General features: G+C 43.7%; 10 protein-coding genes. 2 read left to right on the top strand and 8 right to left on the bottom strand.

Annotated elements, in window-relative coordinates:
• Positions 1 to 319: 319 nt before the first annotated feature.
• The 6 genes from R7R24_RS05455 to R7R24_RS05430 all read right to left on the bottom strand — a co-directional run bounded on the left by R7R24_RS05455 (position 320) and on the right by R7R24_RS05430 (position 9822).
• Positions 320 to 2434: a type I secretion system permease/ATPase gene (locus R7R24_RS05455; protein ID WP_005374556.1), complete on the bottom strand. Its 2115-nt coding sequence runs from the start codon at positions 2432 to 2434 to the stop codon at positions 320 to 322.
• Between the two features lie 15 nt (positions 2435 to 2449).
• On the bottom strand, positions 2450 to 4363 hold the full coding sequence (locus R7R24_RS05450) for an EAL domain-containing protein (protein WP_005383568.1): 1914 nt from the start codon (positions 4361 to 4363) through the stop codon (positions 2450 to 2452).
• Between the two features lie 5 nt (positions 4364 to 4368).
• Positions 4369 to 5052: a transglutaminase-like cysteine peptidase gene (locus R7R24_RS05445; protein WP_005374561.1), complete on the bottom strand. Its 684-nt coding sequence runs from the start codon at positions 5050 to 5052 to the stop codon at positions 4369 to 4371.
• A gap of 114 nt (positions 5053 to 5166) precedes the next feature.
• The gene (locus R7R24_RS05440; protein WP_005374562.1) at positions 5167 to 6558 is read right to left on the bottom strand and encodes an HlyD family type I secretion periplasmic adaptor subunit; all 1392 of its coding nucleotides are present in this window, start codon (positions 6556 to 6558) and stop codon (positions 5167 to 5169) included.
• Positions 6559 to 6731: 173 nt separating this feature from the next.
• A complete protein-coding gene (locus R7R24_RS05435; RefSeq protein WP_017634536.1) occupies positions 6732 to 7955 on the bottom strand; it encodes a sigma-54-dependent transcriptional regulator in 1224 nt (407 codons plus the stop codon).
• Positions 7948 to 9822 carry a sensor histidine kinase gene (locus R7R24_RS05430; RefSeq protein WP_054578584.1) on the bottom strand — a complete coding sequence of 625 codons (1875 nt, stop codon included), beginning with the start codon at positions 9820 to 9822 and terminating at the stop codon, positions 7948 to 7950. The genes R7R24_RS05435 and R7R24_RS05430 overlap by 8 nt, the downstream gene beginning before the upstream one ends.
• A gap of 115 nt (positions 9823 to 9937) precedes the next feature.
• On the opposite strand from R7R24_RS05430, the gene pdxH reads away from it, so the two are divergent.
• On the top strand, positions 9938 to 10573 hold the full coding sequence (gene pdxH, locus R7R24_RS05425; protein ID WP_005374570.1) for a pyridoxamine 5'-phosphate oxidase: 636 nt from the start codon (positions 9938 to 9940) through the stop codon (positions 10571 to 10573).
• Between the two features lie 365 nt (positions 10574 to 10938).
• Here the strand turns inward: pdxH and R7R24_RS05420 are convergent, their stop codons facing one another.
• Together R7R24_RS05420 and R7R24_RS05415 are read right to left on the bottom strand one after the other, a co-directional pair.
• The gene (locus R7R24_RS05420; RefSeq protein ID WP_318119470.1) at positions 10939 to 12678 is read right to left on the bottom strand and encodes an LA2681 family HEPN domain-containing protein; all 1740 of its coding nucleotides are present in this window, start codon (positions 12676 to 12678) and stop codon (positions 10939 to 10941) included.
• A gap of 100 nt (positions 12679 to 12778) precedes the next feature.
• Positions 12779 to 14161: an ATP-dependent RecD-like DNA helicase gene (locus R7R24_RS05415; protein ID WP_318119469.1), complete on the bottom strand. Its 1383-nt coding sequence runs from the start codon at positions 14159 to 14161 to the stop codon at positions 12779 to 12781.
• 75 nt (positions 14162 to 14236) lie between these two features.
• Between R7R24_RS05415 and R7R24_RS05410 the strand changes: the two genes are divergently transcribed.
• On the top strand, positions 14237 to 15268 hold the full coding sequence (locus tag R7R24_RS05410) for an IS630 family transposase (protein ID WP_213972059.1): 1032 nt from the start codon (positions 14237 to 14239) through the stop codon (positions 15266 to 15268).
• Positions 15269 to 15292: the final 24 nt, after the last annotated feature.

Genomic DNA, 15292 nt, shown 5'->3' with positions numbered 1-15292 from the left:
AACCAAAGCTGACGTGATTTTGAAAAGAGCAATCTTTGAGCTGTATCCCATATCCGACATTCTATGACGCTAGTTCCTTATAAACGAGCTGAATATGACTTTTGTCCTGATAACCTAAGGTGTATTAATTGAAATAGCTTTTAGGGCGTTGAAAAATGGAAGAAGATGAAAAGGCGATTATGATTTTATTCGTGATTGTTGGCCTTGTACTCGTTTGGGTCGCGCTTGAAGAACTTAAATATCTCGGGCTCCCAATAAAATAAGCCCCGTTAAACACAAGTTAAACGGGGCCCTTGTCTTTTATCAATGTGAATTCAGGCTAGCTAACCGCACGCACTTTGCCTTGTTTCAAATCGTTCAGCACTTGCGCTTTAGGGCCATCTGCAATGATGCTGCCTTTTTCCATCACAATTACGCGATCAACGATGTCGAGCATAGACGTTTTATGCGTAATCAGAATCAGCGTTTCACTAGGTTTCAACTGTGCTAATTGATGTTTAATGTGCATCTCTGAGCGATTATCCATCGCACTGGTTGGTTCATCCATTAGTAGAACAGGAGGACGACCCAAAAATGCACGAGCGATCGTGACTGCTTGACGTTGACCACCCGAAAGCATTGCTCCACCTTCACCAACTTGGCGTTCTAAGCCCGCTGGGTCAGATTGCGTAAACGCAGTAACACCGGCACGATTCGCTGCGTCTAGTACGTCACGGTCATCGGTTAATGGGCGACCTAGCGTAATGTTGTCGCGGATAGAACCAAAGAACAGATTCGAATCTTGCGGCACACAACCAATATTACGGCGAATGTCGACATGATGCAGCTGTGCGATGTCGGTATCATCAATGCGAACATGACCTTCCGTCGGCTGATACAAGCCCATGATGAGACGCTCTAACGTGGTTTTACCCGAACCGATACGGCCTATGATCGCTACTTTTTCGCCTGGGTTAATGGTCAAGCTCAAATCTCGAATCGACGCCACCGGTGAATCTGGGTAGTGGAAGGTCACGCGTTCAAGTTCAATTTTGCCTTGTACTATTGGACGGTGAATGTAACGTTTACCTTCTTCTTGTTCATCCGGCATTTCCATGACTTGATTGATAATTGTCATAGAAGACTTCGCTTGGTTGTAGCGCGTAGAGAGTAAGGATAACTGAACCAAAGGACCAATCGCGCGGCCGCTAAGCATGGTTGCGGCAATCAAACCACCCATGGTTAAGTCGCCCTCTGCAATCAAGTAAACGCCTAGGATGATCATCCCTACGTTACTACTTTGCTGCACAAAACCTGCCGCGTTTTGAATGCTATCCGTAATTCGGCGGCTTTTTATATTCCAGTTCGCCATGTGCGCAACTGCCTCTTCCCAGCGGTATTGGAATTGGCTTTGCGCACTGAGCATTTTTACGGTTTCTAACCCAGCCAAGCTCTCTATCAAATTGGCATATTTTTGCGATGCTAGGCGTGAACCCTCCTCAATGGAGCGGCGCAGCGGCCCTTGTATCAGTAGCGAGTGAATAATCAAAATGACCACGCCCACCATCGGTACATACACAAGATCGCCAGCCATTAGCCATATAATCACTAAGAATAAAATGGCAAAAGGCAAATCAATGAGAGCACTGACGGTCGCTGAAGTAAAAAACTCTCGAATAGATTCGAATTCTTGTAAATGGCGAGCGAAGGCACCGACCGAAGGCGGCTTCGATTCCATTCTAATCCCCATCACTTTGCTGAACAGTTTGGATGAAATCAGAATGTCAGACTTCTTGCCCGCCACATCAATGAAGTAATTTCTCAGCGACTTGAGAATGAAGTCGAACAGGAACACGACAAAGATGCCACTTGCTAGTACCCATAGGGTTTCAAACGCAAGATTCGGAACCACTTTGTCGTACACCAAGCGAGTGAATAGCGGAGCGGCAACCGCAAAGAGGTTGATGAGAAGTGATGCGATTAAAACATCGCGGTAGATGCGTTTTGACTGCCACAAGGTTGACCAGAACCAGTGGCCTTCGTTGGTTTTGAGCACTTCGGGAGAGCGCTCATCGAAACGGAATTGCTTTTTAACTAAAAAGTACCGACCAGTGTATTGCTCAAGTAGGTCTTCTAATGGAATAGAGATCGGCACCATTCCACTTTCTAGGGTGGTGACTTCGGCCTCGCGTTTCTCCATATTGATGCTGTTGAGAACGCAAGAGTCACCGCCTTTAAGAACTAAGATTGCCGGCAGAATTAGGCTGGAGATGCTCTCCAGCTCTGCGCGGTTTTCCTTGGCAACCAATCCGGCCCTTTCCGCTGCTCTTGGTAGCAAAAATGGGGTCAGTTTACCGTCAGATAGCGGTAGTCCGTTGACTAGCGCTTCTGGCGAGTTAGCTAACCCATAGTAACGGCTAACGTAGATGAGCGAATTCAGTAAAGGGTCTTTCATCGTTGATAAACCTTTTTATTCCTTGTCGACGATGAATCCTTGGAATACCTCAACAAAGTGTTCAGTGAGGAAATCCAACTGGATTTGAGTTTCGATACGCGATGCGATAGTCGTAATACCAAGGTTGTGGGCAGTACGAGAGATCGACGTTAGCGTGAATTTTTGTTTTTCGTCGTGCAAGTTGTGTGTGAATAGGTAATCGAGCTTCACATAGTTCGGGCGGAACTCTTGGATGTATTCCAAAGATTGGAAGTTACGTCCGTAGTTATCTACGCCGAACTCAGCACCTGATTGGCGAATGGCATTACATAACAGTGCTGTGTGGTGAGGCTGATCGATAAAGCATTCCTCTGGAATTTCAAAGTGTAGCTTAGAGGCCACTTTGGCGTGTTTTTCCAGCATGCTAGTTGTCCAGCGAATAAACGATGGTTGAGACAAGCTGCTTTGCGCGATGTTAATCGCGACTGGGTCATTAAGTTCACCACTTTCTAGCATCTTAATCATTGATTCAATGACATACTGGTCAAAGATGTTGGTGGCGTCTAACTGTTCTAGTGCGAATAGGTATTGATTCGCACGATACGTTTCACCATCTTTTTCGATGCTTGAAAATACTTCGTTGTGGAATACTTTACCCCATGTGTTTTTCGCAGCTTGGAAACGGAATTTAACCCAATCACTATGAATGGCTTCTTCAACCAACGCTTTCCATTGCTGTTTACCCATCAAACTAGAAGGTGTATCACTGCCAATGAAGCCGTATGGCTTGTCTGGTTGCGCTTTGGCTTTCGATAGTGCGTTGTCCACCATCGAGAGGATTTCAGAGCGCGTTTTCTGATCTTTGCTGTGTGCAACCCCTAGTGACGCTTTAGGTTTTGCTAAGCCTGTTGGGTCAGTATTTAGGCCGTTCACACAATTGACGATGCTGTCCGATAAAATGCGTAACTCGCTCTCATCCATATGAGGGAAAAGCAAGCCGAACTCATCACTAGACAAGCGAGCAATAGTGGCTCCCGGTACATCAATGGTGTTTTTCAAACGTTGAGACAGTTCTTTAACGTGGGCATCTGCGCGTTGGTAATCTTTGGTCTCGTAAATGTCCCCAATGTATTCAGCATGGAGTAGCGCGATACCCCCTTGCGTTTGCTCTGCAAGCCATTGGTCGATTTGGTTGATGTAGAATGAGCGGTTACCCAATTTAGATATAGGATCGAGGTAAGCCTGAGCACGCAGACGTTGCGCCTCTTTGGCTTGCTCTTTGAATGATAGCTCGATTTGAGCAGACATCATGTTAATGCCATCTACCACCGCGATAAGATCTTTGGTTCTTGGACGAGCAAGCGGTTCACCAAATTGGTTATTCGCGATTTCATGCATTTTATTTACGATGGCCGTTAATGGTTTTAGCGAGCGACGTAGGATGTATGAAATTGCCACTAAACCAGCTAGAAAAATAACACTGAATACAGACAGCAAGCCAATAAAACCTTGCCAGAGCTGCTCGTAAGCTGCGCCTGGGTGGCTAATGATTTCTACTTCGGCGAGCTGCATCCAACCACTGGTCACAACACGCTTATCGTGAATCGCTTTAAATAGATTCATGTCGATAAACCATTGTGGCACCGTACTTGGTTTAACTGGGTAAGTACGCACGATCTGGTAGTCAGAATCTAATGCTGTAAGACGAACAACGGAGTAGGTGCTGCCGTCAAATAGAGCATTAATCACGGACTCAACCGCGACTTTATCTTTGTCCTTTAGGTAAGGAGCCAGTGCCAAACCTACGGTGTTAATAGTGTTGTTGACCTCTGAACGTTGCTGTTGCTCCAAGCTGTCTCGAGTCGTGTTGAATTGGATTACGAATACTGATGCCAACAAGAGTATAAAGACCGTAACCATCCCCACCACAAGCTTCTTATATAGGGTCATGTTTCTCACTCGTCATAGTTAATTTTAGGTTTATTTAACTGCAACTTACGTTCGCGCGAGCGTAAGTCATTCCAAAGGCTCAACCGTGATGCTTTCCCTGCTAGCTCTCCAGTGCTAGCAGATGACTTCATCAACCACAGGTTTGTACCATTAAAACTGTATATCGGTAGCAAGTCGCTACGCTTAGAGGCTCGGACAATGTCAGGATTGATATTATCGAGAATGAGCGGCTCAGAACTTGGGGTAGGGTAGTAAGCTAATACCATGTGAAACTGATTCAGTTCGATGGCTTTTACGTATATTAAACGCATCTTTGAATCTGGTATTCCTAGCTCGAGTAAAGAGAAGTACTTAGCAATAGTGAAATCTTCACAGTCTCCTGCGTTACTCCCTAAAAATTCGAGTGGCGTAGCCCAATAATCTGTCTTTCCCCACAGTTTTATGTCGTCAACGAAATACAGCTGATTAAAAAAGTCGTTAACGCCAGCGAGCTGTTCATGAGTCTCTAATTGTTTAAATAAGTCGAGGTTCTTTCGCCATGTATTTACGCGCAATCCCGCACGTTCGCCGTACACCGCTGTGACCGTATTGACCCATCGTTGTTCTTTACTGTTCAGCGCACCAAGTTGGAACGACAAACAACTTAAGCTGATTAATAATGTAACTTTACGCTGCAAATTGGATCGCATATTCGACTCGTATCACAAGTATACTCTTCTAGAGAGTTCGTCAGTGAGAAATAAGTGCTTTTTATTTAATCACTTATCGCTCAATACTCCCTATCGCGAGTATCTTAATGTGGTTTACTCCTTCAAGGCGTTCGTTTTGGCACTTAAAATCGGTTTAAGTAGATATTCCAAAACGGTTCGCTTCCCTGTGATGATATCGACCGATGCTGTCATTCCTGGAATGATTGGTAAATCTGCATCTTGACCAAAGTTTGTTTTTTCGGTGCGTACACGAACAATGTAGAAGCTGTTGCCTTCTTCATCTTGAGTGGTATCCGCGCTGATATGTTCCAACTCTCCCTCTAAACCGCCGTACTTTGTGAAGTCGTAAGCTGTAAATTTCACGATAGCATGAAGATCTGGGCGTAAAAATGCGATGTCTTTTGGCGCAATTTTCGCCTCTACCAATAGTGTGTCTTCTGTTGGTACGATCTCGACGATATCCATACCAGGTTGGATAACACCACCGACAGTATTGATGTTCAGTGTTTTGATTTTGCCTGTTACTGGCGAATTCACAACCGTTCGGTTTACTCTATCTTCCAAGCCCACCGCTGATTCAACCAAGGCAGATAACTGGTCTTGGGCGCTGTTGAGTTTCTCTTGCTGTTCAGAGCGGAATTTGAGTGCAACATCAATACGGTTGAGCATGGATTCTCGAATCGCTGATTGCAATACGGGAATCTTGAGCTCACTGGACGTCATTTCACGACGGGTATCGTTGACTTGGCGCTGTAATTTGAGCAGTTCAATACGAGGAACAACGCCCTCGTCTGCCAAAGGTTTGGTGATATCGAGTTCTTTTTTCGCGTATTGGTAGCTTTGACGCAAGTTCCTTACTCGTGCTTGGATCTCTACCAAGTCCTGCTGCTTTTGCTGCACTTGTTGGTCAATAACAGAAAGTTGGTTGCGTAAATTATCTAGATCTTCGCGATATTCTGCTTTTTGACGCTGTGTGAGTTGAGGTCGAGTCTCTTCCAAGGTTGGTGGGAAGGTCAGTTTACCGTAATCAAGTAGTACACTTTGACGCCAGTTTTCCGTTTCAAAATCACGATTAACGGCAACACTGTTAATAGAAGCGGATAGTTGCAGCACAGATGCGGTAAGGTTGGCAACTTGTTGCTCACGTTCACGAAAATCCGAACGAAAGCGGGTGTCGTCGATAAGCAGTAACTGTTGGCCTTTTTCAACCAACTGACCTTCTTTGACCAAGATTTCTTTGACTAAGCCACCTTCTAAGTTTTGGACTACTTGTATCTGTGAGGAGGGAATCACTTTGCCTTGACCAACCGTGACTTTGTCGATTTCAGCCCAAGATGCCCAACCTATTGCTGCAATGAAAAATAGAACCATAACCCAGAGCATAAAACGCGCGCTGTTGGGGGTATTGAGGAGCAATGCTGCAGTTTTGTCATCAACAAAATCCAACTCTTCATCGTTGAGTTTGTTGTAGTTATCTCGGCTCATCACAGTCCCTGCTTATATAATTACGGATTATCTTTTTGATCTTATTATTATTAACCGATCATGTCAGCATGCTCGGCTAATAAAATATGAGAAGAGGGTTATTCTCTCTTCAAATGAGCTTTCTTACACTTTCTAAATCAAACAAAAGCATAATTAGCGCCGGAGTATAGCTATTACGCCTTGAACTTGGCTTTATCCAACTGATGTTTTTTTAGTTTGTCGTACAAGGTTTTGCGTGATACCTGTAATTCTAGTTGAACCTCTTTGAGTCTGCCGCGATGTCTTTGCAATGCATCGAATAACAAGCAATATTCAAAGTATTCTGTGCGCTGAGTCATACTCTGAATTTCAAGACTTTTCTCACTATTCCAATCTTCCATTCTAAAAGTATCTGGCTTGAGGGCACGAAGTTCAGCAAATTGGCGTAGCTGCTTAACGTTTTCTGGCCATTCGAGATTGGTGAGGTGTTTGACTTCTTCTAGGCTGATATGTGGTGGCTGTAACTGATATCGGCTCGCGGTGTGGCGCACAAAGTGCTTGTATAAAGGCCCTATATCTTCCTTTCTTTCATCGAGCGTCGGTAAGTGAATTAGAGTCGCCAGGGATTTTAGAGGCGGCTCGGCTTGGGTGGTCGCGCCAAAAACACGTTCAAGTTTTGGGTGCTTGAACAAGTATTCCCATTGCTCAAATGATACATGCTCTGCGCTATGTAAGTACAAACTGCAGTGGCGTTTTCCTTCACTTAAGCGGTGTATGGCTTTGTCGAGCGCTTCTAATGAAAGCTCATAGAGGTCTTCACCAGAAGCGGCGATTAGCTCACTATCCGGTGTTGCATGTATGTCGTGGGCAAATTGTGCGGCGAGCCGGCGACCTGTACCATCTTGACCTACAAAAATGAGCGGCTGGCTTGTAGGCGCACTGATTAAGGCGCGACGAATACTAACCATGGCCTTACTGTGACCAATCATTTTCGGACCAACATGAGTTTGCATGTCGAGCTCTTTCTTAAGCCAGATGTTTTCTTGCAACAAGTTCAGTTTATCGCTGGCATTGTTGAGCGATTTCATGAGCTGTTCCGTTGAAAACGGTTTTTCTAGAAAGTCGTACGCGCCGCTTTTCATCGCATCTACCGCGGTTTTCACATCTCCATGTCCAGTAAGTACGATGAATTGAAAGTGATCGTTTTTGCTTCGCAAAGTTCGCATAAACTCCAAGCCATCCATCACGGGCATATGGATATCGGTAATGATAATCGCAGGCGTATTTGAGTCGATTACGCGTAAGGCTTCTACTGCGTTTGGTAAGCAGGTGACGTCTATACCTTCAATCAGCAGGGCTTGAGACACGGCATCACGAATGTGTGGTTCGTCATCAACAAAGAAAACTGGGTTATTCATGGTCGTTTTCCACTTCTGGGGTACGTTTATTCTGATTGACTATTGGTAGCGTCACGATAAAGGTCATCCCTCCTGCTTGTTGTTCTGTGTTCTGATGTTTATAGGCACAGAGGGAGCCGTGATAGCTCTCTATAATCCGCTTGGAGATTGTTAAACCTAATCCAAGACCCTCCGGCTTAGTCGTAAAAAATGGGTCGAACACTTTTGCTAGGGCTTCGTCTGACATCCCTGGTCCGTTATCGGAAACAAGAATGTCGCAACTGTCATCATGACACTGAACAGCAATGGATATTTGCGGATCGATACAGTGGTTTTCCATCGCTTGTGCGGCGTTGTGGAAGAGGTTTATCAGCACTTGTTCTAATTCAACGCTGTGAATGGCCAGCTTCACATCATAGTCGATGGCCGGAACTTTTAGTGTTACTCCTTGCTTAATAAGCTTGTTGCTCAAAATGCTGGTGGCAGTATGTACCGCGTCGTGCAGTACTGAGATTTCATTGTGTGAATCGTGCGTGGCTTTCCGAGTAAAGACTTTTAAGCGGGCAATGACTTCCGAAATGGTGTCATTGAGTGTCAGCATTTTGCCCAAATTGTCAGCGACCATTGGGTATTTTTCCATTGCCAACAAACGCTGCGAGTTTTCGGTATAGGTTCTTAGTGCGGAAAGTGGCTGATTTATCTCATGATTAATACTGGCTGATAGCTCGCCCAACAGTGCCAATTTCGCGGCTTGCGTCAGTTCTTGTTGTGTTTGTTTAAGCTCTTGTTGGCTTTGCTCATATTGGCGGATGGTCTGTTGTAGTTTTTGGTTGGCTTCACTCAGAACTAGTGTCCGTTGCACTACTTTTTCTTCTAGGCTCACATTAAGATGGGCAAGGCGTGCTTTGTTAACTAGGGTTTGGAACCACGCTAACGCAATTAGAGCAATGAGCGCATATAAGATCAGGAAGACGATATCGGCCTGTAAAACGGCGGCAAGAACGCTGTTGTGGTTAATTAAGGCAACGACGCGAAACCCTTTATCCAATAAGTGTGTTGCGTATGCGAGGTAATTTGGTGATAGAAGCAATTGATTGTCATCAAACTCCGTGACACCACTGTGTGCCGTCAACTCACCAAAATATTCGGGCAAGGTATCGCCATATTGACGCGTTTCGGTAAGTTCAATTATTGCACTCGATGACAGTGGGAAAAGTGCACGATAGCGCCAGTCTGGTAAATTGCTCATAAACACGACATTGTGTTTATCTGTAATGAGTACGTCAGTCGTGGTTTGCGAAAGGCGCTGTTCTAATTGCTCCAAGTTCACTTTTACTGTGATCACGCCAACGACTTCCTCATTTACCCACAGCGGAGATGAGAAGAAGTACCCACGTTTATTCGAGCGCACGCCTAATCCAACGTATTGAGCGGGCTCACCGCGTCGCGCATTTTTAAAATAGGGGCGATAGCTAAAGCTAGAGCCAACAAACGTATCTTCTTGCTGAAAGTTACTTGAGGCAATGACTAACCCGGTGCGGTCATGAACGTAAATCGTATCGGCCAAACTTTGCTTCAACCAATCTGATAACAGTAGGTTGAGCTCTTGAGAGGGCGTTCCGCGCTCTACTGCTTTGAGTAGTCTTGGGTCGTGACTTAATAGGTTTGGTATCTGTTCAAACTTTGCCAGTTCGTAGTCCACTTCTTGTGATACTTGCGCGGCTTGTCTCTCTAGCTTTTGTTGCCATTGATCATGTTGGTATTGAGTTGCGTAATGATGAGTAAGCGCAAGCCCTGAAATGCCAACGGCACACAGTAGCAGTAAAAAATGACGTAGGGCTTTGGGGTTGAGTAAGTTCACGATCGGCTCACTGGTTTTTTGTGTCATGGTATCAAATGACGCACTGTGATGCTGTGAGCGGCAACGATAACAAGCACAATGATGTCCTTGTATTTCCTCAGTATCGGGAGCACAATCGACAAAAACGAGTGAAGGAGTAAAGATGGAACTTGCTGATATTCGTCGTGAGTACACCAAAGGTGGGCTGCGTCGTAAAGATTTGAAAGCTGATCCTATTGATCAATTTAATCTGTGGCTAGAGCAAGCAGTTGAAGCGGGTTTAACGGACCCGACTGCGATGACAGTTGCAACGGTTGATGAAAATGGCATGCCGTTTCAACGCATTGTTCTATTGAAAAACGTCGACAAAGATGGTTTTGTGTTTTACACAAACCTAGGCAGTCGCAAGGCCCAGCAGCTAGAGCATAACAGCAATATTAGTTTGCACTTCCCTTGGCATCCGTTAGAGCGCCAAGTTCATATTACTGGTGTGGCTGAAAAGCTTACCGCCGTAGAGAATATGAAATACTTTACTTCTCGTCCTAAAGAGAGCCAGTTGGCCGCAATCGCGAGCAAACAAAGTAGCCGTATTTCTGCCAGAGGTGTGTTGGAAGGTAAGTTTTTAGAGCTAAAACAGAAGTTTGCTAAGGGTGAAATACCAGTACCAACCTTTTGGGGTGGCTTTCGCGTAAAACCAAAGAGCATCGAATTTTGGCAAGGTGGCGAACATCGCCTTCACGATCGTTTTCTTTTCTCCCAGCATGATGGAAGTTGGGACATTGATCGTCTAGCGCCATAGGCTTATGGTCCCTCATGAATAAACAAACACCGCCCGTACTGGAGTATACAGTAAAAACTATGTCTATTAGCGAGTGAGTGAGTGACTGGGTTTTACTGGCAATGCTTTGACTAAGACTTACAAGCGTACACACTATGTATAATTGTGTGTACATTTTTTTGTCCCTGAATGCTTAGCAAGGCGATGGCCTCACTGCGTGAAACCATCACCCTGCCAAAAGGGTATTTAAGGGAATGATGGTAAAGTAAAATAATAAAGCCACTCCTGACGCTCGCACAGCTCACTACTCGCTAGGCATTTATGATTTTTCTTGACCATCGAATTATTTAAGAAGCATGTTAAAGAGCTTCTCATAAGGTTGTAATTCACCTAATTGGAACTTCTCTTTTCCATACAAAGCCGTTATCGTTCTTTGGCTTATTCTGCTCTTCATGATTGATAGAAAAAGAAAGGTAAATAATAGAGTTTCTAACAAGCTCAGCTAGTGTCATTAACTGAGTAGTAAAGTCTTTTTCAGTCATCATAAGAGTATGCCGCGAGCGTTTTGTTTTTTCATATAACTGACTATCTATATTGGTGATTTTCTCTTCTAACTCATTTTTCTGATCAACCAACTCTTGATACTTCTCTGTGGCCTTGTATTGTTTAATCAATGGAAATAACGCTTTGCATTCGTTACTGTATTGTTCTTTTTCTTCTTTTAAACGTTGAATCTGCATTTGCTCGACACTGGTTGCTGACACGAGGTCAGCGTACAGTTCATCAATTATCTTAAATGAACGATGTTCAATGAAGTTTCTAATCTCACAGATTTTAGTGAGTTCAGGGTTGAGCCAATCCGAAACAGATTCTTGATCGTTTATGTCTCGTAAGTCTTTCAATATGTAAAACAGAGCGTGTAAAAACTGGTTCTTACTTTCTGCGAGTTTCGGGTGTGGTTGCCATTGCTTATTTGAACCAAGTTTTTTGAACAAGCTTTCAAAGCTAATTTTCCTATCTTTTTCAAGCGCATTTAAGTTGTAAAAGTGATTGATGAAATAAGCGATTTTGTCGAATAGAGAATATAGAATCTTGAACGCTGATTTTAAGTTTTGAGCTTTGATATTATCGATACAATAAGTCATATCATCGATCTTTTGGAACGTACTATTGAAAAAACTTTGTTCATCATTATCAGTATCCAACGCTGTAAAGATCAAATGCCTTGCGTAGCAAAAATCGTTCTTTATCTCGTCAAAGTTAGCGTGATAAACCAATTCCTCATTATGTGACAAAGTAAGGTTGAGCTTCGGTGATATCGGGGGTAAGGATAAAGAGTCGGGGTGCCTAGCATACCTCAATTCACTTATCTCCAGTTCATCAATGAACAAGTGACTATCACTGCACCATGCTAAATAGTCGATCTCTTTCTCGTTCAGTTCGCGCTTATCATAGGGTTCATAGAACCGTTCAAATTCACTCTCATCAAAATTTTTTTCAAACCAACTTTTAAAAGTTTCTGTCCATTCATTACCAAAAATCAAACAACTATCGTTAAATTTAGTTGGATCATTAGGTAGTTCTAGACGACTTTTTAAGCTTTGGTATGCTAAATAATAGTGATAATGTGCTTTTGGTGTGTCGTGTTGTGAATAGTGAGCAATATATCGTTCACTTTGATACATAGCAGTATGAGCAATGGGCTGATTATTCAATAAGATGCCACGTTGCCAAAATTTTTTGGCGCACATAAAGCGACCTTGCTGTGATAGATAATTACCTAAATTTGTCGATATTTGAGACTCAAGAGTAATTTGATAAATATCATCGATGTTACGCTTTTTGAGCAAGCTAAGCGCTTTTTTGAAATGAATAATGACTTTGTTTAGTTCAGGGCTGAACCACTCTTTTTGCTGCGGCACATTAAGCAAAGAGTAAGCATTGCCAAGCATATAGTTAAACTCGGCTTCTCTATAATCGTCTTCAAATACTGGTGTGAACATATCAAATGTTGATATGAAATTTTGCATTCCCTCAACATCGTTATCGTCTGTCAGCTCATCCACACGCAAGTTGAAAAGGTCGAGTGCAGAATCATCGATGAGCACATTCTCAGCAAGTTCCATAATAACCCCTTATTAATATCGATTACGCATTATATATTTATTTGCGTATTAAATTGGAACTTATAGAAAGTCCATAATGGGCATAATAAGCTTGAAATACCTAGTTCAAAAGCTCTTTCAGGTAGCTATTCCGCTTATGAGAGTGACTAGGGGCTTCGGTGTTCTGCTTCATGTCATCACTGCTGCCGACGATATGAGTTTCACTTTCTGCCCTCGTAATTGCCGTATAGAGCCAAGCTCTATCTACTATCCTTCCTTTTTGCAGGGCGATAATGATGCGCGGGAACTGTGAACCTTGGGCTTTGTGCAAGGTGATTGCGTAACCCAGCTCAATGCAATCTAGAACGGATTGCGTCACCTCGACCTTATCACAAGTATCCAGTGTGACTTCTCCATAGCTATCACCAGAAGGTTCGACGCTGGTTAACATGCCAAGTGAGCCGTTCTGAATGCCTTTGTCGTAATGATTCTGCGTGAATAACACCGCATCATTGAGGCGAAGTGGCAGAAAGAACTTGTCACCATTGATTTCGAACCCAAGGCTGTCACTGTCTGGGTTGACCGCTTGCTGGATGAGTATATTGATTTCTGATACCAGTGCCTTGGTTGGAGCCATGACATGACTGCTTTCAGGGAATTCTTGGTAAAGCTCGCAACAGACTTTGGCAATGTCTGTTTTACTGGTTTCGTGAAAGTGTATTGCACCTGTGCTTAATTGGTCAGGCATCAAACCTTGATTAATGAGCTTTGAGTATTCGGGGATACCCGTTGAGCCTTCTTGTCTCTTGACGATATCTAGCATGGTGTTGGCGACCGTTTTTGCTTCAACGATATCTGCAAGTACCTTACCGCAGCCAATTGGTGGTAGTTGATCGGGATCGCCAGTGAATATCAATCGTACAGAGGGGTAAATGTGATTCACAAGGCGATACATGGTAGGTAGGTCAATCATACTCGCTTCATCAATCACTAATAGATGATTTGGTTTATCGACACTTGGCTCAATGGGTTCTTTACGCAGCAACTTGGCAATGGTTGAGGTAACAAAACCGATTGATTCATGAAGTCTCATTGCAGCGCGACCACTGAGCGCAACGGCGTGTATTTCAAACCCGAGTTGCTGGTAAGCCCTGAGAGCCGTTCTGAGTACCGTTGTCTTGCCTGTTCCTGCACCGCCTGTAATACAGCTTACCGAATTATCTAGGCACGTTGTGACGGCTTCGATTTGTTTACTGGTTAAGTCGTAGGGAAGCTCGCCAGCCGCAGCGCAATACGCAGCATTGGCCTTTTCATCAAACAAGTCATTTCGCTTAATCAGTGTACTAAGTCGCTTAGCCACGACACTCTCCATCAGAAGTTGCGCAGTTGGATGGTAAGCTCCTGTGTCGGGGTTTAAAATGTACTGAGCTTTATCATGACCTGATTGGAACGCCTGAGTGACCAGTGCTTTGTCTTTCAGTAGCTTGTTGAGATAAGGGCGCACATTCGCATGAGTGGTATATACCCGTGATCATTGAAGATGCTTGATTTTTTTAGAATCAGGATCATGCTACGAACCATGAAAATTACACTGACTCCTCAACAGAAACTGCAACTCGAACAAATGCACGATATTGAACGTGATAGTCGAGTTTGCGACCGTATTAAGGCTATTTTGCTGGCTTCTGAAGGCTGGAGTCAGACCATGATTTCACAAGCTCTTCGGATTCATGAATCCACCGTTGCACGTCACCTTAGCGACTACGTTCTTTCTGAAAAACTTAAGCCTGAAAATGGCGGAAGTCAAAGCAAGCTTTCTGCAACTCAAACCATGCACCTAATCGAGCATTTGACTGAGAGAACCTATCCTCATACTCATCAAATTGTCGCCTACGTTAAAGAGACTTTTGGACTTGATTACACTGTCTCTGGTATGAACAAATGGCTTCACCATAACGGTTTTAGCTACAAGCAACCGAAAGGCGTTCCACATAAGTTTGATGAAGCAAAACAACAAGCTTTCATAGATGCTTACGAAGCGCTAAAGGCAAGTTGTGACGAGGATGAATCGATAGTCTTTATCGATGCTGTTCACCCAACCCTATCAACAAAAATATCTCATGGCTGGATACGAACTGGTCAAGATAAAGTGATTGAAACAACGGGAAATCGCAGTCGATTGAACATTCTTGGCGCACTGAACCTGTCAGATATCGGAGCTACTATTATTGATGATTATGAGAGCATTAACAGTGAAACGATAGTTCGCTTTTTCTGTAAGTTAAGAGAGAGTTATCCGTTAGCTCATAAGCTTCATATCATTTTAGATGGTGCGGGATATCACCGTAGTGACTTGGTCAGAGATGCGGCATTTGTCCTTAATATCGAGCTGCATTATCTTCCACCTTACAGCCCAAACCTCAATCCAATAGAGCGGCTTTGGAAAGTAATGAATGAGAAGTCGAGGAACAACGTTTACTTCAAAAGTAAACGGGACTTCAAGGCAGCAATAGACCAATTTTTTACTGTGACTCTTCCAGAGATCGCAGGCTCTTTGGCATCTCGAATTAATGATAATTTTCAGGTTCTCAAGCCTGCATCTTCAAGTTGATTCGGTATAACCTTAATATCAAAA

The sequence above is a fragment of the Vibrio sp. 704 genome, assembly GCF_033339295.1.
Note: the sequence above shows the minus strand (reverse complement) of the source record. Positions and strands in the feature narration are given on the sequence as shown.

Bases quoted from the DNA above. Each gene is read 5' to 3' on its own strand.
- R7R24_RS05445 (WP_005374561.1), bottom strand. From the start codon at position 5,052: ATGCGATCCAATTTGCAGCGTAAAGTTACATTATTAATCAGCTTAAGT.
- R7R24_RS05410 (WP_213972059.1), top strand. From the start codon at position 14,237: ATGAAAATTACACTGACTCCTCAACAGAAACTGCAACTCGAACAAATG.
- R7R24_RS05455 (WP_005374556.1), bottom strand. From the start codon at position 2,434: ATGAAAGACCCTTTACTGAATTCGCTCATCTACGTTAGCCGTTACTAT.
- R7R24_RS05435 (WP_017634536.1), bottom strand. From the start codon at position 7,955: ATGAATAACCCAGTTTTCTTTGTTGATGACGAACCACACATTCGTGAT.
- R7R24_RS05420 (WP_318119470.1), bottom strand. From the start codon at position 12,678: ATGGAACTTGCTGAGAATGTGCTCATCGATGATTCTGCACTCGACCTT.
- R7R24_RS05440 (WP_005374562.1), bottom strand. From the start codon at position 6,558: ATGAGCCGAGATAACTACAACAAACTCAACGATGAAGAGTTGGATTTT.
- R7R24_RS05430 (WP_054578584.1), bottom strand. From the start codon at position 9,822: ATGACACAAAAAACCAGTGAGCCGATCGTGAACTTACTCAACCCCAAA.
- pdxH (WP_005374570.1), top strand. From the start codon at position 9,938: ATGGAACTTGCTGATATTCGTCGTGAGTACACCAAAGGTGGGCTGCGT.
- R7R24_RS05450 (WP_005383568.1), bottom strand. From the start codon at position 4,363: ATGACCCTATATAAGAAGCTTGTGGTGGGGATGGTTACGGTCTTTATA.